The organism is Streptomyces sp. NPDC005017 (genome assembly GCF_042873115.1).
Classification (GTDB): Bacteria; Actinomycetota; Actinomycetes; order Streptomycetales; family Streptomycetaceae; genus Streptomyces.
The window spans coordinates 407,504-425,411 of the sequence record NZ_JBIALD010000004.1; the positions used below are offsets into that span (position 1 = coordinate 407,504).

Genomic DNA, 17,908 nt, shown 5'->3' on the forward strand with positions numbered 1-17,908 from the left:
CTCCTAGGAGGCGCGGTCCAGCAGATAGCGGACCAGGGTGATGAGTGCTTGGGCCGACGACTGCTCGTCGCGCGCGTCGCAGGAGACGACGGGGGTGTCGTCGAGCAGGTCGAGCGCCTCGCGCAGGGCGTGCTCCTCCCGCCGGCTGGTGTGGTCGAACCGGTTCACGGCGATCGCGTAGTCGAGTCCGTACTGCTCGATCAGGTCGATCACCGGGAAGGAGTCCGCCAGCCGCTCGGGGTCCACCAGGACCAGCGCCCCGAGCGCGCCGCGGGCCATGTCCTCCCACATCTGCACGAAGCGCTGCTGGCCGGGCGTGCCGAACAGGTACAGCACCACCCGGTCGCTGATGGTGAGACGGCCGAAGTCCATGGCGACCGTGGTGGTGGTCTTGCCGTTGACACCCTTGAGGTCGTCGATGGACTCGGCGGCCCGGGTCATCGTCTCCTCGGTCGTCAGCGGGACGATCTCCGAGATCGACCCGATGAACGTGGTCTTGCCCACGGCGAAGTGCCCGACGACCAGGATCTTGACGGCCGTCTGCTGCTCTCCGGCGCGGACATAGGCCCGTTCATCCAAACTTGGCCCGGAGCCCATGCAGCACCTCCTCCAGGATGCGCAGGTCGGCGACCGGCGCCCGCTCCACCGGCGGGCGGGTGATGAGATAGCCGCCTTCGACGAGCGAGGAAAGGACGATCTTCACGACCCCCAGCGGGAGCCGTGTGTGTCCCGCGACCTCGGCCACCGACAGGTAGCCGGCGGAGCAGATCTCCAGGAGGTTCTGCTCCTCGGGGGACAGACGGGTCGGCCGCTGGTGATGGTCCTCGGCCGCCGTGACCAGGGTGATGAGCGACAACTGCCCCTCATCGGGTAAACCGCGGCCCCGGGTGATCACATACGGCCGTACCAGTTCGGCGGACTCCGTCTCCCACTCGTCGGCGGCGGTCATGACGAGGCGCCGAGGTTCTCGCGGGGCGGCGTCATCAGGGCCTTGCCCAGCTGACCGACCAACTGCTGCATACGGAAGGTGATGTCGGCCATGTCGACATCGGGCGCGGCGGAGACACCGAGGTAGGCGCCCTGGCCGGCGGATATCAGGAACACCCAGCCGCCGTCGAACTCCACCAGCGTCTGACGCCAATGCTGATGGTCACCCTCGCAGAAGAAGCCCAGCGAGCGGCTCAGCGACTGCACACCGCTCATCGCGGCGGCGACCCGGTCCGCGTTGTCCTTGTCGAAGTCCTTCGTCCGGGCCATCAGCAGACCGTCGGCGGAGATCAGGACCGCGTGCAGGGCCCCGGGGATCTCCAGCGCGCTGTCGAGCATCCATGCCAGATCGTCGTTCACGAGACCTCATGTCCTTCAGTGCCGGCACCAGAGGTGCGGTTCGTCTCATCCGCGGAGGCCGCCGGGTCCGTGGGTGTGGCGCGACCGGACTGCGTACCGCGCTGGAACGCGCCCATGATCGCCGCCGTCTCCGCCTCGGAGCGGGCCGGGCCGCCGCCCGCCGGGGTGCTGCCCGGCACGATGGCCATCGGCCGCTTGCGGCGCCGCTTCGGCAGACCGTCGGACGTCGAGGCGACGGAAGCCGCCGTCTCGGGGCCGCCGCGGGTCAGCCCGGCGGTGGTGGGGGCGCTGGGCGCGGGGGCGCGCTGTTCCGGCATGCTCGTCAGCAACTCGTGCGGGAGGAGGAGGACGGCTCGCACGCCGCCATAGGGGGAGCTGGAGTCGACCGCCACCTCGAACCCGAAGCGCTCGGCGAGCACACCGACCACCGCGAAGCCGAACTGCGGGGGGTTGCCCAGCCCCGAGACGCCGGAGACCCGCTCGGTGGACAGCAGCCTGGTCGCCCTGGCCCGCTCCTCGTCGTTCATGCCGACACCCGCGTCGTCGACGACGATGCAGATGCCCTTGGGCACGGTGCGGATATTGATTTCGACGATCGTGTCCGGGCTGGAATAGCTCGTGGCGTTGTCGAGGAGTTCGGCGAGGGCCAGTGCGACGGGTTCCACGGCACGGCTCGTGAGCGCGAAATCGACCTGCGAGAGAATTTCCACCCGCCGGTAATGGCGGACTCGCCCCTGAGCGCTGCGCACCACGTCGTAAACCGAGGCGACTTCACGCTGACGGCCGAGCCAGCCGTCACACAGCACGGCAATGGACTGAGCGCGCCGGCCGAACTGGGAATTGGTGTGGTCGATTTCCAGCAGGTCGTGGAGAATCGCCGACTCGCCGTATTTGCTCTGCAGTCCGGAGACGACGAGCTGCTGTTCCGCGGCGAGACCCTGGAGCGTCCGCATGGCGGACTTGAGAACCGTCTTCGTCGCTTCTTCGGCTTGCTCCTGAGCTGCCTGGACAGACTTCGCGTAGTCGTTCTCCAGCTCGGCGTAGTGAGCCCTGAGCCGGTCACCGTCCTGCCTCAGGGACCGCGCCGTTCTGCGTTGGCGAACAAAGGCGGCGACCGCGACGAGGGTGGCGACGAGGAGACCCCACACCAGTGGGTTCTGTATGTACGTCATAAGACTCTCTTCAAGCGACTGACGGTCAGATAGTTGAATCTCCGTCAATGCGGGGGTGAACCAGCGGTGCGCCTATCTGTCCGCACTCCGCAAGTGCGCTGTGATCCTATCACCACCGGGAGTTATGACGATCCGTCAATATGTGTTAATGGCTGGTGGATCGGCTTGATCCGCCGGTAAAGCCGCTTCTGTGTCGCTCGGGGCGAATACGGGCGAACCAGGCCCGAAGTCTCGCTGCCCGGAAGCGAGTTGAGGTGGTCGCATCCTGGAGAAATGCGGTGGATGCGGGGTCGGCGGGGTGCGGAGCAACTTCCGCTCCTGGCCCAAGAGTTCGCACGGTCTTAACGTGACGGACGGCGGACGGGCGTGACGACAGGTCCGGTTCATCCGGTGTTGGCCCGGCTGTCACCGTGACGCCGACTCGCCGACGGTCGCCGGACGGTGCCCCCGAGACCCGTGGGGTGCGACCGGGGGTGCGGCGGGACGGGGTGGGGGTGTACGAGGTGGGGGCTCGGGTCGTACGGGATTGAACCGTCCACCGGTCAATCGCTTCTGGCGCGGAAGCCGGCCCGGTCCGTCGGCCGGAGAGCCGCGCACTCGGCGCGCGTGCGGTCTGGCGCTTCTGCGCGCATGCGATCGCACACCCCCTCGCACCCGCGATCGCGCACCCCCTCGCACCCGTGACCGTGCTCTTGTTCGCAAAAGGAAGTCGCGTTCGAGATCCGCCCGTTCGGCAAGAGGCTCGCCGTGCGAGTGGCCGAATCGAAAGGTCAGACCTCTCATACCGGCGGCAATTGCCGGAGTTGCCTTCCGGAATCCGCACGTGACTTGTGCGGCGGAATTCCCGAGGCGTGGCGTGCGAGGCGTTCACGGACCCGAAGTCGAATGGTCCGGCCGGGAAAGTCGCGGCCGTAAAGCGGAACTCCCCGCACCGGGCGACCAGAGGCCCGGTACGGGGAGTTCGGCGATCGAGAGGTCAGCGACCGGCGAGCAGCTCCAGCGTGTCGATCACACGGTTGGAGAAACCCCACTCGTTGTCGTACCAGGCGACCACCTTGACGTGGCGGCCCTCGACCCGGGTGAGCTCGGAGTCGAAGATCGAGGAGGCGGGGTTGCCGGTGATGTCGGCCGACACCAGCGGGTCCTCCGAGTACTCGAGGACTCCGGCGAGCGGACCCTCGGCGGCGGCGCGGTAGGCGGCCAGCACCTCGTCGCGCGTCACGTCACGGGAGACGGTCGTGTTCAGCTCGACGATCGAGCCCACCGGGACCGGCACCCGGATCGAGTCGCCGGACAGCTTGCCGTCCAGGCGCGGCAGCACCAGACCGATCGCCTTCGCGGCACCCGTCGTGGTCGGGACGATGTTGACTCCGGCGGCACGCGCCCGGCGCGGGTCGCGGTGCGGACCGTCCTGGAGGTTCTGCTCCTGGGTGTAGGCGTGCACCGTCGTCATGAAACCGTGCTCGATGCCGGCCAGCTCGTCGAGCACGGCGGCCAGCGGGGCCAGCGCGTTGGTCGTGCAGGAGGCGTTCGAGACGACGGTGTGCAGGTCCGGGTCGTACGCGTCCGTGTTGACGCCGTACGCCAGGGTGACGTCGGCACCGTCCGAGGGAGCGCCCACCAGCACCTTCTTCGCGCCCGCGTCCAGGTGCCCGCGCGCCGCCTTGGCGGCGGTGAAGCGGCCCGTGGCCTCCAGCACGATGTCCACGCCCAGCTCCGCCCAGGGCAGCTGCGCCGGGTCGCGCTCGGCCAGCACCTTGATGCGGCGGCCGTCCACCACCAGGGTGTCGCCGTCGACGGTGACCGGGCGGCCCAGGCGGCCCGCGGTCGTGTCGAACGCGAGCAGCCGCGCCAGGGTGGCGGGCTCGGTGAGGTCGTTCACGGCGACGATCTCCAGGGCGCTGTCGCGCTCCAGGACAGCGCGCAGCACGTTGCGCCCGATGCGGCCGAATCCGTTGATGGCGATGCGAGTCATTGGTGGGGTGTCCCTTCGTCCCTCGTCCCTGCGCCCCCAGCCTCGCTCGCGGCCAGGGCCGGTGACCGGGGCGAGAGCGCCACGGTTCGCAAGGATCGCGCCAGGGCCGGGACGCGGGATCCGGCCTCACTCGCCCCGCGTGAACGTGCGCCGGTACTCGCTCGGCGTCGTCCCCAGGATCCGCTGGAAGTGCAGCCGCAGATTCGCCCCGGTGCCGAGCCCGACCTCGTTCGCGATCTGCTCGATGCCCCGCTCCGAGCGTTCCAGCAGCTCACGGGCCCGGTCGATGCGCGCACGCATCACCCACTGCATCGGCGTGTAGCCGGTGTCCTCGACGAACCGGCGGGAGAACGTGCGCGCCGAGACCGCCGCGTGCCGGGCCAGCGTCTCCAGGGTGAGCGGCTCGTCCAGCCGGTGCAGCGCCCATTCGCGGGTGGCCGCGAAGCGCTCGCCGAGCGGCTCGGGCACGGTGCGCGGCACGTACTGCGCCTGTCCGCCGCTGCGGTACGGCGCGGCGACCAGTCGGCGTGCCGCGTGGTTCGACGCGCCGACCCCGAGGTCGCCGCGCAGGATGTGCAGGCACAGGTCGATGCCGGAGGCGGCTCCGGCCGAGGTCAGCACGCTGCCCTCGTCGACGAACAGCACGTTCTCGTCGACCCGAACCAGCGGATGCCGCTCCGCGAGGGCCCGGCTGTAGTGCCAGTGGGTGGTGGCCCGCCGCCCGTCCAGCAGCCCCGTCGCGGCCAGCGCGAAGGCGCCGGTCGAGATCGCGGCGAGCCGTGCTCCCCGTTCATGGGCGCCGACCAGCGCGTCCACCACGGTCCGGGGCGGATCCTCCCGGTCCGGGAACCGGTAGCCCGGCACGAACACGATGTCCGCCCAGTCCAGCGCCTCCAGCCCGTGCGCCACGTGGTACGACAGCCCGTCGCCGCCCGTCACCAGACCGGGCGCGGCACCGCACACCCGCACCTCGTACGGCATGCTCGCCCGGGTCGTGAACACCTGCGCCGGGATGCCCACGTCGAGCGGCTTGGCCCCTTCGAGGACGAGGACGGCGACCCGGCGCGGCGGAGTGGAGGCGGACACGCCACCAGCCTACGAGCCGCCCCGTCGGCGCAAGGCCGTGACCACGCGAAACGACCCCCGAGGCACCGCCCCGGCGCCCCCGGACCGACCGCGCCCCGACCGTGTCAGGTAGACCCGGGTCAACCGCGCCGCGACCACGTCGGATGAGACCCGGACCAACCCCGGCGCGACCACGTCAGGTGAGATACGCCAGCCCCGGATGCACGGCCCGGTACTCGTCCACCAGCCGTCGCGCGACGCCGACCGAGTCGACCAGCGGGTGCAGGGCGAAGGCCTTGACCGCGGCGGCGCGCGAGCCGGACGCGGCGGCCGCCATGGCCTCGCGCTCCACCGCCTTCACCGAGCACACCAGGCCCGTCGCATGGGCCGGCAGCGGTGACACGGCCACCGGGCGGGCGCCGCCCGCGTCGACCAGACACGGCACCTCGATGACCGCGTCCGCGTCCAGCACGGACAGGGTCCCGCGGTTGCGCACGTTGAGGATCAGCGTGGTGCGCTCGTCACGGGCGATGGCCCGCATCAGCGCGAGGGCGACCTTCTCGTAGCCGCCGGACTCCGTGAGCGAGGCCTCGTCGCGTTCCCCGGCGCCCGCAGCCTCGCGGTTCTCCGACATGTACGTCGCCTCGCGCTCGGCCCGGGTCGTGTCCCAGGTCCGCAGCGCGGGGGCGGCCGGGTCGCGCATCCGGTCGTAGAACCGGGCCTGCTGGTCGCGCAGGAACGCGCCGCGCGTCAGGTCGGCCTCCTGGTAGGCGCGTACCGTCTCGCGGTTGAAGTAGTAGTAGTGCAGATACTCGTTGGGCACCGCGCCGAGCGACTGGATCCACTCCGGGCCGAACAGTTTGCCCTCCTCGAAGCTGCCGAGCAGTTCGCGGTCGGCGAGGAGGCGGGGGAGTTCGTCGCGGCCGCCGATGCGCAGCCCGCGCAGCCAGCCGAGATGGTTGAGGCCGACGTAGTCGGGCACGGCCTCCTCGGGGCGGGGCGCCCCCAGCGCGCGGGCCACCCGCCGGCCGAGGCCCACGGGGGAGTCGCAGATGCCGATGACACGGTCCCCCAGACGCCGGGCCATGGCCTCGGTGACCAGGCCGGCCGGGTTGGTGAAGTTGATGAACCAGGCGTCCGGAGCGAGCACCGCCACACGCTGGGCGATGTGGTCCACCACCGGCAGGGTGCGCAGGCCGTACGCGACACCGCCCGCGCCGACCGTCTCCTGCCCGAGCACGCCCTGCGCGAGGGCCACGCGCTCGTCCGCCGCGCGGCCCTCCAGACCACCGACCCGGATCGCGGAGAACACGAAGTCGGTGCCCACGAGCGCCTCGTCGAGGTCCGTGGTGACGGACACCTCGGGAGCGTCCGGATACTCGGCGGCCTGCTCGGCCAGCACCCGGGCGATGGCGGACAGCCGTCCGGCGTCCAGGTCGTACAGGGTGACGTGGGTGACCCGGCCCTCGGCGCGGTCTTCGAGGAGGGCGCCGTGGACGAGCGGTACGCGGAAGCCTCCGCCGCCCAGAATGGTCAGTTTCACGCCGTGAACAGTACTGCCGCGCCCCGGCCCCCCGCCATGAGCGCCGCCCGGGGCCACGTGGGCTGTCACGGCGACGGTCCGAGCCGCCCGGGAACGAAGTACACGTTGTGCCGGACGTGGGCACCCACCATCGCGGCGACCGTCCGCAGCGTGGACCGCCCCGTCCCGGCCACCGTCTCCTCGGGCAGTCCCGCTGGCGGCCCCACCCCGCCGAGGCCCGACGGCAGTTCCCAGCGCTCCGGGAGGGGCGCCCCACCGGCCGGGGCCGCATCGCCGCCCGGCGGCCTTCCGGGAACGCCCTCCCGTTCAGGGAAACGGCGGCCTCCGGAGAGCGCCCTCCCGGTCAGGAATGGAGAAGCGCCCGCACCCGCCGGTGTCTAGGGTGGTGGCACTCGTACGCCCGCGGGCGCACCCCTGCGCCCAGCGCGCGGTATGCCCGGCTAGGGTCCTTCTGATGGATCTCCGTGGGAGAAGGAGCGGCGTCCGCGCCGTGCGGTGAGCGGGCGTGCCGGGCGTCGCGACGCCGCGGAGATCCATCATGAAGGGCCCTAGGGGCTGACGTGCCCGACGGCCGCCGGTCGGCCCGCCGCCTCCGGCGCCCCGCGCGACAGATGGAGACATGATGAGCAGGGCCAGGAAGACGGACACACAGCCGGACGGCCGGACGACGGCCCACCTCGCGGACAGCCACGAGCTGATCCGGGTCATCGGCGCCCGTGAGAACAACCTCAAGGACGTCAGCGTCGAGATCCCCAAGCGCCGACTGACCGTGTTCACCGGTGTATCCGGCTCCGGCAAGAGCTCCCTGGTGTTCGACACCATCGCCGCCGAGTCGCAGCGGCTGATCAACGAGACGTACAGCGCGTTCGTACAGGGCTTCATGCCCTCGCTCGCGCGCCCCGAGGTCGACGTCCTGGACGGCCTGACCACCGCGATCATCGTCGACCAGAAGCGGATGGGCGCCGACCCCCGCTCCACCGTCGGCACCGCCACCGACGCCAACGCCATGCTGCGCATCCTCTTCAGCCGCCTCGGCGACCCCCACATCGGCCCGCCCAGCGCCTACGCCTTCAACGTGCCCTCGGTCCGCGGCAGCGGCGCGATCGCCGTCGGCGACAAGAAGGCCGTGAAGGCGACGTACAGCCGCACCGGCGGCATGTGCCCGCGCTGCGAGGGCCGCGGCACCGTCTCCGACATCGACCTCACCCAGCTCTACGACGACTCCAAGTCGCTCAACGAGGGCGCCCTCACCATCCCCGGCTACACCATGGACGGCTGGTACGGCCGGATCTTCCGCGGCTGCGGCTTCTTCGACCCGGACAAGCCCATCCGCGGGTTCACCGGGAAGGAACTGCACGACCTGCTCCACAAGGAGCCCACCAAGATCAAGGTCGACGGCATCAACCTCACCTACGAGGGGCTGATCCCGAGGATCCAGAAGTCGATGCTGTCGAAGGACCTCGACGCCCTCCAGCCGCACATCCGGGCCTTCGTCGAGCGGGCGACGACCTTCACGACCTGCCCCGAGTGCGACGGCACCCGGCTCGCCGAGGGCGCCCGCGCCTCGAAGATCGAGGGCATCAGCATCGCCGACGCCTGCGCGATGCAGATCAGCGACCTCGCGGAATGGGTCGGCACCCTCAAGGAGCCCTCGGTGGCCCCGCTGCTCCAGTCGCTGCGGCACACGCTGGAGTCCTTCGCGGAGATCGGCCTCGGCTATCTCTCCCTGGACCGGCCGGCCGGCACCCTCTCGGGCGGCGAGGCGCAGCGCGTGAAGATGATCCGCCACCTCGGCTCCTCCCTCACCGACGTCACCTACGTCTTCGACGAGCCCACCACCGGCCTGCACCCGCACGACATCCGGCGGATGAACGACCTGCTGCTGCGCCTGCGCGACAAGGGCAACACCGTCCTGGTCGTCGAGCACAAGCCGCAGACCATCGCGATCGCCGACCACGTCGTCGACCTCGGCCCCGGCGCCGGTACGGGAGGCGGCACCGTCTGCTTCGAGGGCACGGTCGAGGGCCTGCGCTCCGGCGAGACGGTCACCGGCCGCCACCTCGACGACCGGGCCACGGTGAAGGACGCCGTGCGCGAGCCCAGCGGCGCGCTGGAGATCCGCGGGGCGAGCGAGCACAACCTCCAGGACGTGGACGTGGACATCCCGCTGGGCGTCCTGACCGTCGTCACGGGCGTCGCGGGCTCCGGCAAGAGCTCCCTGGTGCACGGCTCGATCCCCGGCGAGGAGGGCGTGGTCTTCGTCGACCAGGGCGCGATCCGCGGCTCCCGGCGCAGCAACCCGGCCACGTACACCGGGCTGCTGGAGCCGATCCGCAAGGCCTTCGCCAAGGCCAACGGCGTCAAGCCCGCGCTGTTCAGCGCCAACTCCGAGGGTGCCTGCCCCACTTGTAACGGCGCCGGGGTCATCTTCACCGACCTCGCGATGATGGCGGAGGTGTCCAGCATCTGCGAGGACTGCGAGGGCAGGCGCTACGACGCCTCGGTCCTGGAGTACCACCTCGGCGGCCGCGACATCAGCGAGGTGCTCGGCATGCCGGTGGCCGAGGCCGAGGAGTTCTTCGGCTCCGGCGAGGCCCGCATCCCCGCCGCCCACAAGATCCTCCAGCGGCTCGCCGACGTCGGCCTCGGCTACCTCACCCTCGGCCAGCCGCTGACCACGCTGTCCGGCGGTGAACGGCAGCGGCTGAAGCTCGCCACGCACATGGCCGAGAAGGGCGGGATCTACGTCCTGGACGAGCCGACCACCGGCCTGCACCTGGCCGATGTCGCCCAACTGCTCGGACTGCTCGACCGGTTGGTCGACTCCGGCAAGTCGGTCGTCGTGATCGAGCACCACCCCGCGGTCATGGCCCACGCCGACTGGATCATCGACCTAGGCCCCGGCGCCGGTCACGACGGCGGCCGGATCGTCTTCGAGGGCACGCCCGCCGACCTGGTCGCGGCCCGCTCCACCCTCACCGGTGAGCACCTCGCGGACTACGTGGGCGCCTGACCGCACCACGGAGGCGTGGCCGCCCGGCCCGGTCACGCCTCCACCGCGTCGACCCCGCCCGACGGCAAGGAAGGTGGCGAACTGCCGCCTGCAGGACTCACCGGCCGGCTACCTCGACGCCCAGGGCGGCCGGATGAGCCGTCACCTTTGCGGGACCGCAGCCCAGATCCGCGACGGGCCTGCGGGCGTCGCCCCGCACGAGCTCGGCGAAGACGGCCAGCATGCCGCGCGACAAGGGGTCCAGTTCGTCAGGGGACTTGACGCGTGCGGTGCAGTCGGCGGCGACGGTGTCGTACGACTCCCCGATCGCGGCGAGATACCCGGGCTCGGTCACCGGGCCGTCTTCCCACGCCTTGCCGGGCCTTGGCAGCGGTAGCACCCGGACCGGCGCGGGCCCGCACCCGGGCCGTGCGGCGGGACCCCTTGAGGGGGGCGCACATGCCACCGGTATGCCACCGAGCGCGCCGCGTGCACGCCGTTTCATCTCCGCGGCGGAGGATGCGCACCGGCCGCGCTGGGCAGGCATGAGCGCCATGGGCGACATCGCATCGGCACGGGGACAGGGCGCACGAAACGCGCCTGAAGAAACGTTAACCCGTAAGGACCGCAGAGACCCGGAGAGAGGGGCGTGAGTGCCGGGCATGGCGTCGAACGGAGCCGACACCCCCGAGGAGCGTCCCGAGCCGGGACGCGGCCCCGAGGGCGCGACGGACGCCGCGGGCACCGAGAAGTCCGCGCACACGGACACGCCGATCTACTCCCAACTCGTCGCGCTGTGGCGGGCGCAGGGCCGCGAGGTGCCTCGTCCGCCGAACGGACCCGCCCTGCCGCTCCCGGCGCAGCCGCCCGACTTCTTCGGCCGGGGCTGAGACGGTGGAGGCACGCCCGAGACCGCCCGGTGCCCGGTTCTCCGCCGCGTACGGCGACCCGGCGGCCCTGCTCAGGTTCCAGCTGGACGGTGTCGGTTCCGCCGCGTGCCGTGCCGCCCCGGTGGGCACCAGGGGTGAGCTCCTGACGGCCGGCGACTGCCTCCCGGCGTATGTCCTCGAACGGCCCCTGCGTCATCTCGGCCTCGTCGCCCGACTGCCCGCCGGGACGCTCGCGGCGGCCCGTGCGGCGCTGGGCGCCCCAGGCCGCCCTGTCGGTCAGTCGCGGCCGCGCCAGTGCCGGATCTCCAGCGCCGCGGCGACCTCCAGGGTGTGCTCGGCGAGTGGGCGCGGCAGGAGCTCGTCGGCGCGGTTGAGGCGGCGCAGCAGGGTGTTGCGGTGGGTGAACAGCCGCAGGGCGGCCCGGGAGGCGTTGCACTGCTCGGCGAGGAAGACCCGTACGGCGTCGACGATGTCGGCGGGCGCGCCGTCCAGGTCGCCGAGGGTGCGCCTGACGAAGCGGTCGGCGCCCTCCAGGTCCTGGGACAGCAGGGCGACGAGCTCGACCTCGTCGTGGGAGGCGAGGCGCTGGGCCGAGGCGAGCCGGGCGAGCATCCGCTGGGTGGTCAGGGCGTCGAGATGGCTGCGGCGGAAGCCGTTGACGCCGGAGGCGGGCGAGCCGAGCGCGACGCGCGCGACGGGCAGCGGGCCGATGGCCGCCCGGACCCCGGCGGGATCGAGGGCCGCGTCGATCCACACCCAGCGGGTGGCGGCGCTGGCCGTGACGCTGAGCAGACGGGCCCGGCCGGCGGCGGACGCGAGGGCCTCGGCGGCACGGTCGAGCTGGCGCAGGTCCGCGTCCAGGTCGTCGGCCCAGATGACGGCCGCGGTGTGCGTGGTGTCCAGCGGATAGCCCAGTCCCGCCTCGGCGCGCTGGGGTGTGATGGGCGCCCCGTCCAGCAGCAGGGTGACGATGTGCCTGCGTTCGGCGTGCGTACCGCCGGCGAGTTCGACGCGCTCGGCGCGGATGTGCGCGGAGAGCACGGCGACGGAGGCGTCGACGAAGGCGGAGATGGAACGCAGGGAGACGTCGAGCAGCTCGCGCAGTTCCTGGGCGTCGTCGGTGAGCGAGCAGGCGATCTGCGTCCACACCCGGACCGCGACGCTCTCCCCGGCGCGGAAGGCGTCGAGGGCGGGTTCGTCGAGCCCGTGCCGCACGATGTCCCGGGCGGTGACGAGGGGCAGTTCCCCGTCGTTCGCGGGCACGGGCGCGCCCGGGGCGCTGACGTTGGCGGCGGCCCACTGGAGCAGGTTGGCCCGGTTGGCCCGCCGCATCCCGGCCGACAGCACGGGGTCGGCGGCGATCGGCTTCCTCGTCTCCCCGGCCAGGGTGGCCGCGTCCAGCTCGGCGAGCCACTCCGGCCGGGGGTTGAGGGCGATCTCGGCCCCCTGGCGGATCAGGCTCCGGATCCTGGGCGAGGGCGCGCTCCACGACATGCGCTCAAGGTAACAGTGCACTGTGCACCAGCCCGGAGGAAATCCGGTGCAGACTGCTCCTATGCCTGTGGGGACGGGGCTTCCACCATGGGGGAACTGATCGCCGCCGACCGGGAGCCGCCCCATGTCCTCCGCCTCCACCGAGCCCGCCGTCGAGCATCTGGACGTCCTGATCGTCGGCGCCGGGATCTCCGGCATCGGAGCCGGCCGCTATCTCAGGACCGAACTGCCGGGCAAGAGCTTCGCGATCCTGGAGGCGCGCGCCGACTGCGGCGGCACCTGGGACCTGTTCCGCTACCCGGGCATCCGCTCCGACTCGGATCTGCACACCTTCGGCTACGAGTTCAAGCCCTGGCGGGACAAGGAGTCGATCGCGGACGCCCCGCGGATCCTGGCCTATCTGCACGAGGCCGTGCGCGAGAACGGGCTGGACCCGCACATCCGCTACCGGCACAAGGTGCTCGGCGCCTCGTGGTCGACCGGGCGGGCGTGCTGGACGGTCGAGGTGGAGCGCACCGACACCGGCGAGCGCACGACGCTGACCTGCTCCTGGCTGTTCTGCGCGATGGGCTACTACCGCTACGAGGAGGGGTTCACCCCGCACTTCGAGGGCCGGGAGCGCTTCGGCGGCCCGATCGTGCATCCGCAGCACTGGCCCGAGGACCTCGACCACACGGGCAAGCGGGTGCTGGTGATCGGCAGCGGCGCCACGGCGGTCACCCTGGTCCCCGCGATGGCCGGCACCGCGGCGCACGTGACCATGCTCCAGCGCACCCCGAGCTACGTCATGCCGGTGCCGCGCAGGGACCCGGTCGCAGGCGCCCTGCGCAAGGTCTTCGGCGACGGACGCGGCTACGCCCTGGCCCGGCGCAAGAACATCGCCCAGCAGCGGGCCGTCTGGGCGTTCTGCCGGCGCAACCCGAAGGCCGCCCGCCGGATCATCCGCTGGGTCAACGCCCGTCGGCTGCCCAGGGGTTATCCCGTCGACGAGCACTTCAACCCGCCGTACGACCCGTGGGACCAGCGGCTGTGCGCGGTGCCGGACGGAGACCTGTTCAAGGTGCTCAAGGACGGCAGCGCCTCGATCGTGACCGACCGGATCCGCACCTTCACCGAGAAGGGCGTCCTGCTCGACTCCGGCCGCGAACTGGAGGCGGACGTCGTGGTGACCGCCACCGGGCTCAACGTCCAGGCGCTGGGCGGCATCCCGATCACCGTCGACGGCCGACCGGTCCGCGTGTCCGACACGATCGCCTACAAGGGCATGATGGTCTCGGGGGTGCCCAACTTCGCCTACGCGATCGGCTACACCAACTCCTCCTGGACGCTGAAGATCGGCCTGCTCTGCGAGCACTTCTGCCGCCTGCTGGCCCACATGGACGCCCACGGCCTCGACATCTGCCGCCCCGAGCCCGCCGATCCGGCGATGCCGACCCGGCCGTTCCTCGACTTCGGCGCCGGTTACGTCCAGCGCGTCGTCGACCAACTGCCCCGCCAGGGCGACCGGATGCCGTGGCTGACCTCCATGAGCTACCGCGACGACGTCAAACTGCTGCGCGCCGACAGCGTCACCGACCCCGAGCTGCGCTTCAGCAGGGCCGACGCCGCGCACCGCCTGGAACCGGCCCGCTGAGCGCGTGGGGGACGCGGGTTCGACCGTTCGCCTGACCGTGTGATCCGCTCCGCTCCCGCGCCACCCAGCGTCGGGAACGCGCGTTGGGGTAGCCGTGCGGGCAGATGCAGAGACGGTTCTGCTCGGACCGTGGGCTGCCGCCCGACGTTCACGCCGGTCACACAGGGGAGCCTCATGTACGCCAACCCGTCCACGGAACGAGGCGGCGGCTCCGGGAGCACGACGCGTCTGACCCTGCTGCGCGCCCTGCACGACACCGCCGGGGCGGCGCCCGTCACGGTTCCCGCGCCTCTCACGCCCGAGTCCGCGTTCGACGCGCTCTATGTCTACGCCGCCCCCGGGCTGGTGCATCAGGCGTATCTGCTGACCGGCTGCCGCCGGCTGGCCTTCGAGTCGGTCGAGCACGCCTTCCGGCAGGCCTGGGAGCACTGGCCCGAGGTCGCCAGGGACCCGGACCCCGTGGGCTGGACCCGGGCCCGGACCTACGACCACGCGCTGTCGCCCTGGCACCGCTTCCGCCGCCTCCCCGGCCGCCCCGGCCCGGCCCCGGCCGATCCGGTGCTGGGCGCGCTGCTGGAGCTGCCCCCACGGCACCGCCGTACCGCCGTGCTCTGCGACGGTCTCGGGCTCACCGTCTTCGAGGCCGCGGCCGAGTCCGAGGCCAGTACCGCCGCCGTGCGCGGCAGACTGCGGCACGCCCGTACGGCGCTCGCCGCCACCCCGGAGGCGGCCCGCAAGGCGCTGCGGGCGAGGGTCGGGCAGGAGGCGGCGGCCACTCTCGCGCATCCGCGGTCCGTGCGCGCGAGCAGCGAGCGGCGGCTGCGGCTGATGACCCGTTCGGTGGCCGCGGCGCTGGTGCTTCTCGCCGTTCTCATCGGGGTGTTCGTTCACATCCGCGGTTGACGTTCTTTCTCCCCCGAGACCCCGCCGCGGCGGGGTCCGCTGTGCAAGGATGATCGAAGCCTTAGCCCAAGGGAGACGCAGCGTGAGCGGTACCGGTGAGGGAGTCGGGTACGACGGCCTGAAGGTCGACCGAACGGGTCAGGCGGAGGCCTTCGACGCCATCGGCGACCGCTACGACGAGGCCTTCCCGCACAAGGAAGGACAGGTCCAGTCCGCCGAATGGCTGGCCGCACGGCTGCCGTCCGGGGCCAGGGTGCTGGACCTCGGCTGCGGCACCGGCCTGCCGACCGCGCGGCAGCTCGCCGACGCGGGCTGCGAGGTCGTCGGCGTCGACCTGTCGGACGCCATGGTGGAGCTGGCCCGGCGCAACGTGCCCGGCGCCCTGTTCCACCGCGCGGACATCGCCGACCTGCGCTCCGGCGGCCCGGTCGACCTGGGCCGCTTCGACGGCGTCGCGGCCTTCTTCTCGCTGCTGATGCTGCCGCGCGCGGAGATCCCCCTCGCACTGGAGACGATCCACAACCTGCTCCGGCCGGGCGGTCACCTCGTCGTCTCCATGGTCGAGGCCGACCTGGACGACTTCGCGATCCCCTTCCTCGGCACCACCATCCGCGTCACCGGATACCTGCGCGACACCCTGCGCGAGGTCGTCGAGACCGCGGGCTTCCGGATCGAGGAGGAGTCCTCGTACACGTACGCGCCGGAGAGCTCCGACGTTCCTCCGGAGGAGCAGATCTTCCTGCGCTGCAAGAGACTCGACTGAGCGGGCGGACCGGGGTGCGGGAATCCACGTACCGATGTCAGCAGATGCGGCCGGGGCCGAAGGGGCACTCGGCCTGATACCGGCGGACGGAAGTCCGTGCACACAGGCAGACTCGGCGGTGTTGTGATGATCGGCGCGCGGTACGGCTCCAGCCGCGGCCGGCGGGAGCGGAGCGGGCGTCCCCTGGGCGACGCCGGCACCGGCCGGCTGCGCTATCTCGACACCGCCACCCGGCGGATAGCCCGCGGGCTGAGCGTCGACGAGACACTGGCCGAGCTGTGCCGGGCGGCGGTGCCGCTCTTCGCCGACCTGGCCGTCGTCCACCTGTACGACCCGCTGCCGCTCGACGACGGACCTCCCGAGAGCCCGCCCCAGCTCAAGCTGCACACCGTCTACCGGACCCCGGCACCCACCGCCGAGACCCCCTCCCACGTCCTGTCCGGCCCGCTGGCCAAGCTGCTGCGCGCCGGACGCCCGGTGTTCGCCAACGGTCCCGGCTGCGTCGCCGCGGCCACCGAGCTGCTGGCCTCCGCCGACCTCGCCGAGGAGGCGCCCCCCGGACGGCGGATGATCATCGCCCCGCTGCGCGGCCGCCACCACGTCCTCGGCAGCCTCGCCCTGCTGCGCGACCGGAGCCGCCACGCCTACACCGCCGACGACCTCCTCGTCGCCTCCCAGCTCGCCACGCACGCCGCGCTCGGCGTCGACAAGGCGCTGCTGCACGGCCAGGAGGCGTCCGTCGCCGACACCCTCCAGCGCACCATGCTGCCGCCCTCGCTGCCCGCGCTCGTCGGCGTCCGGCTGGCGAGCCGCTATCTGCCCGCCTCCCGGACCGCGGAGGTGGGCGGCGACTGGTACGACGCGATATCGCTGCCCGGCAACCGGGTCGCCCTCGTCATCGGCGACGTCATGGGCCACTCCCTGACCTCGGCCGCGATCATGGGGCAGCTGCGCACCGTCGTCCAGACCCTGGCCGGGCTCGACCTCCCCCCGCACGAGGTCCTCCACCACCTCGACGAACAGGCCGGCCGCCTCGGCAGCCAGCACCTCGCCACCTGCCTCTACGCCGTCTACGACCCCGTCTCCCGGCGCCTGCTGACGGCCAACGCCGGTCACCCGCCCCCGCTGCTGCTGCACCGCGACGGCAGCGCGGAGATCCTCACCCTCCCGTCGGGGGTGCCGATAGGTGTCGGCGGAGGCGACTTCGAGACCACCGAGATGCCCGCTCCCACCGGCTCCACCCTCCTGCTCTACACCGACGGCCTGGTCGAGTCCCGCGGCTCCGACATCCAGTCCGGCATGACCCGGCTGCGCCACCGGCTGCGCGCCCTCGGCACCGACGGGTCGCCGTCCCTGGAACCCCTGTGCGAGGCCGCGCTCGGCACCCTGGAGGAGGGCGACCGCGCGGACGACGTCGCCCTGCTCGCCGCGCGCTTCGAGGGACTGCGGCCCGAGACCGCCGCCAACTGGTACCTCACCCCGCATCCGCGCACCGCGAGCCAGGCCCGCCGCCTCGCCCGCAGAACCCTGAACCGGTGGGGCCTGGACCCCCTCACGGACACCACCGAGCTACTGGTCACCGAGGTCGTCGCGAACGCCGTCCGCGTCACCACCCGGCCGCTCACCCTGCGGCTGCTGCGCACCGACGTGCTGCGCGTCGAGGTCCGCGACGACTCCCCGCAACTGCCCAGGCTCGGCCACGCCCGGCTCGACGACGAGAACGGCCGCGGCCTGTTCCTCGTCGACCAGCTCGCCCTGCGCTGGGGTGTCACCCGGGTCAGCGGCGGCAAGATCGTCTGGTTCGAACAACGCCTGCCAGGGCCCGTACCGGGCAGACTCCCGCGCCGGGTGTGACCCGTACCGGGCAGGTTCCCGCGCCGGGTGTGACCCGGACCCGGTCGGCTCCCGCGCCGGAGGTGACCCGGAGCCGGGAACCTCCGCCGCCAGGCCCGACCAGCGCGGCCCCTTCGCCACAGGCCACGCCCCTCGGTCCGGCCACTCCTCCACCGAACGCGCCGCCCGCCGCAGCGCGTCCCGGCACGCCACGACCGCCGGATGCCGGCCGCGCCCCTGCCGTACGACCGTGAAGACGCGCCGGACGCGCTGCCCCGGGGCAGCCGGCGCAGCGTGA

15 protein-coding genes are annotated in these 17,908 nt (G+C 72.2%); 6 read left to right on the forward strand and 9 right to left on the reverse strand.

Going from position 1 to position 17,908, the window contains the following annotated elements:
* Window positions 1–3 precede the first annotated feature (3 nt).
* The 7 genes from ACFYR0_RS09055 to ACFYR0_RS09085 all read right to left on the reverse strand — a co-directional run bounded on the left by ACFYR0_RS09055 (window position 4) and on the right by ACFYR0_RS09085 (window position 7,102).
* Window positions 4–597 (reverse strand): ATP/GTP-binding protein, encoded by a 594-nt coding sequence (locus ACFYR0_RS09055; protein ID WP_389323633.1) that lies wholly within the window; start codon window positions 595–597, stop codon window positions 4–6.
* Window positions 572–949, reverse strand: coding sequence for a DUF742 domain-containing protein (locus tag ACFYR0_RS09060; protein WP_386383870.1), 378 nt, complete (start codon window positions 947–949; stop codon window positions 572–574). The genes ACFYR0_RS09055 and ACFYR0_RS09060 overlap by 26 nt, the downstream gene beginning before the upstream one ends.
* Window positions 946–1,347: a roadblock/LC7 domain-containing protein gene (locus ACFYR0_RS09065; RefSeq protein WP_389323638.1), complete on the reverse strand. Its 402-nt coding sequence runs from the start codon at window positions 1,345–1,347 to the stop codon at window positions 946–948. The genes ACFYR0_RS09060 and ACFYR0_RS09065 overlap by 4 nt, the downstream gene beginning before the upstream one ends.
* Window positions 1,344–2,519 (reverse strand): ATP-binding protein, encoded by a 1,176-nt coding sequence (locus ACFYR0_RS09070; protein ID WP_389323641.1) that lies wholly within the window; start codon window positions 2,517–2,519, stop codon window positions 1,344–1,346. The genes ACFYR0_RS09065 and ACFYR0_RS09070 overlap by 4 nt, the downstream gene beginning before the upstream one ends.
* 976 nt (window positions 2,520–3,495) lie before the next feature.
* Window positions 3,496–4,494: a type I glyceraldehyde-3-phosphate dehydrogenase gene (gene gap, locus ACFYR0_RS09075; protein ID WP_389323644.1), complete on the reverse strand. Its 999-nt coding sequence runs from the start codon at window positions 4,492–4,494 to the stop codon at window positions 3,496–3,498.
* A gap of 126 nt (window positions 4,495–4,620) precedes the next feature.
* Window positions 4,621–5,580 (reverse strand): GlxA family transcriptional regulator, encoded by a 960-nt coding sequence (locus ACFYR0_RS09080; protein ID WP_389323647.1) that lies wholly within the window; start codon window positions 5,578–5,580, stop codon window positions 4,621–4,623.
* 175 nt (window positions 5,581–5,755) lie between these two features.
* Window positions 5,756–7,102 carry a 6-phospho-beta-glucosidase gene (locus ACFYR0_RS09085; RefSeq protein ID WP_389323650.1) on the reverse strand — a complete coding sequence of 449 codons (1,347 nt, stop codon included), beginning with the start codon at window positions 7,100–7,102 and terminating at the stop codon, window positions 5,756–5,758.
* Window positions 7,103–7,724: 622 nt separating this feature from the next.
* On the opposite strand from ACFYR0_RS09085, the gene ACFYR0_RS09090 reads away from it, so the two are divergent.
* Window positions 7,725–10,115: an ATP-binding cassette domain-containing protein gene (locus ACFYR0_RS09090; RefSeq protein WP_389323654.1), complete on the forward strand. Its 2,391-nt coding sequence runs from the start codon at window positions 7,725–7,727 to the stop codon at window positions 10,113–10,115.
* 97 nt (window positions 10,116–10,212) lie between these two features.
* Here the strand turns inward: ACFYR0_RS09090 and ACFYR0_RS09095 are convergent, their stop codons facing one another.
* Window positions 10,213–10,449, reverse strand: coding sequence for a hypothetical protein (locus ACFYR0_RS09095; protein ID WP_389323657.1), 237 nt, complete (start codon window positions 10,447–10,449; stop codon window positions 10,213–10,215).
* A 307-nt stretch (window positions 10,450–10,756) separates the two neighbouring features.
* Here ACFYR0_RS09095 and ACFYR0_RS09100 point away from each other — a divergent pair, with 307 nt between their 5' ends.
* On the forward strand, window positions 10,757–10,984 hold the full coding sequence (locus tag ACFYR0_RS09100) for a hypothetical protein (protein ID WP_389323660.1): 228 nt from the start codon (window positions 10,757–10,759) through the stop codon (window positions 10,982–10,984).
* A 276-nt stretch (window positions 10,985–11,260) separates the two neighbouring features.
* On the opposite strand, the gene ACFYR0_RS09105 is transcribed toward ACFYR0_RS09100, so the two are convergent.
* Entirely contained in the window at window positions 11,261–12,478 is a 1,218-nt protein-coding gene (locus tag ACFYR0_RS09105; RefSeq protein ID WP_389323663.1) for a PucR family transcriptional regulator, read from the reverse strand.
* 124 nt (window positions 12,479–12,602) lie between these two features.
* On the opposite strand from ACFYR0_RS09105, the gene ACFYR0_RS09110 reads away from it, so the two are divergent.
* The 4 genes from ACFYR0_RS09110 to ACFYR0_RS09125 all read left to right on the forward strand — a co-directional run bounded on the left by ACFYR0_RS09110 (window position 12,603) and on the right by ACFYR0_RS09125 (window position 17,631).
* Window positions 12,603–14,111, forward strand: coding sequence for a flavin-containing monooxygenase (locus tag ACFYR0_RS09110; RefSeq protein ID WP_389323666.1), 1,509 nt, complete (start codon window positions 12,603–12,605; stop codon window positions 14,109–14,111).
* Between the two features lie 174 nt (window positions 14,112–14,285).
* Entirely contained in the window at window positions 14,286–15,014 is a 729-nt protein-coding gene (locus tag ACFYR0_RS09115; RefSeq protein ID WP_389323669.1) for a hypothetical protein, read from the forward strand.
* 82 nt (window positions 15,015–15,096) lie between these two features.
* Window positions 15,097–15,777: a class I SAM-dependent DNA methyltransferase gene (locus tag ACFYR0_RS09120; RefSeq protein WP_389323672.1), complete on the forward strand. Its 681-nt coding sequence runs from the start codon at window positions 15,097–15,099 to the stop codon at window positions 15,775–15,777.
* 126 nt (window positions 15,778–15,903) lie between these two features.
* Window positions 15,904–17,631 (forward strand): SpoIIE family protein phosphatase, encoded by a 1,728-nt coding sequence (locus tag ACFYR0_RS09125; RefSeq protein WP_389323782.1) that lies wholly within the window; start codon window positions 15,904–15,906, stop codon window positions 17,629–17,631.
* Window positions 17,632–17,908: the final 277 nt, after the last annotated feature.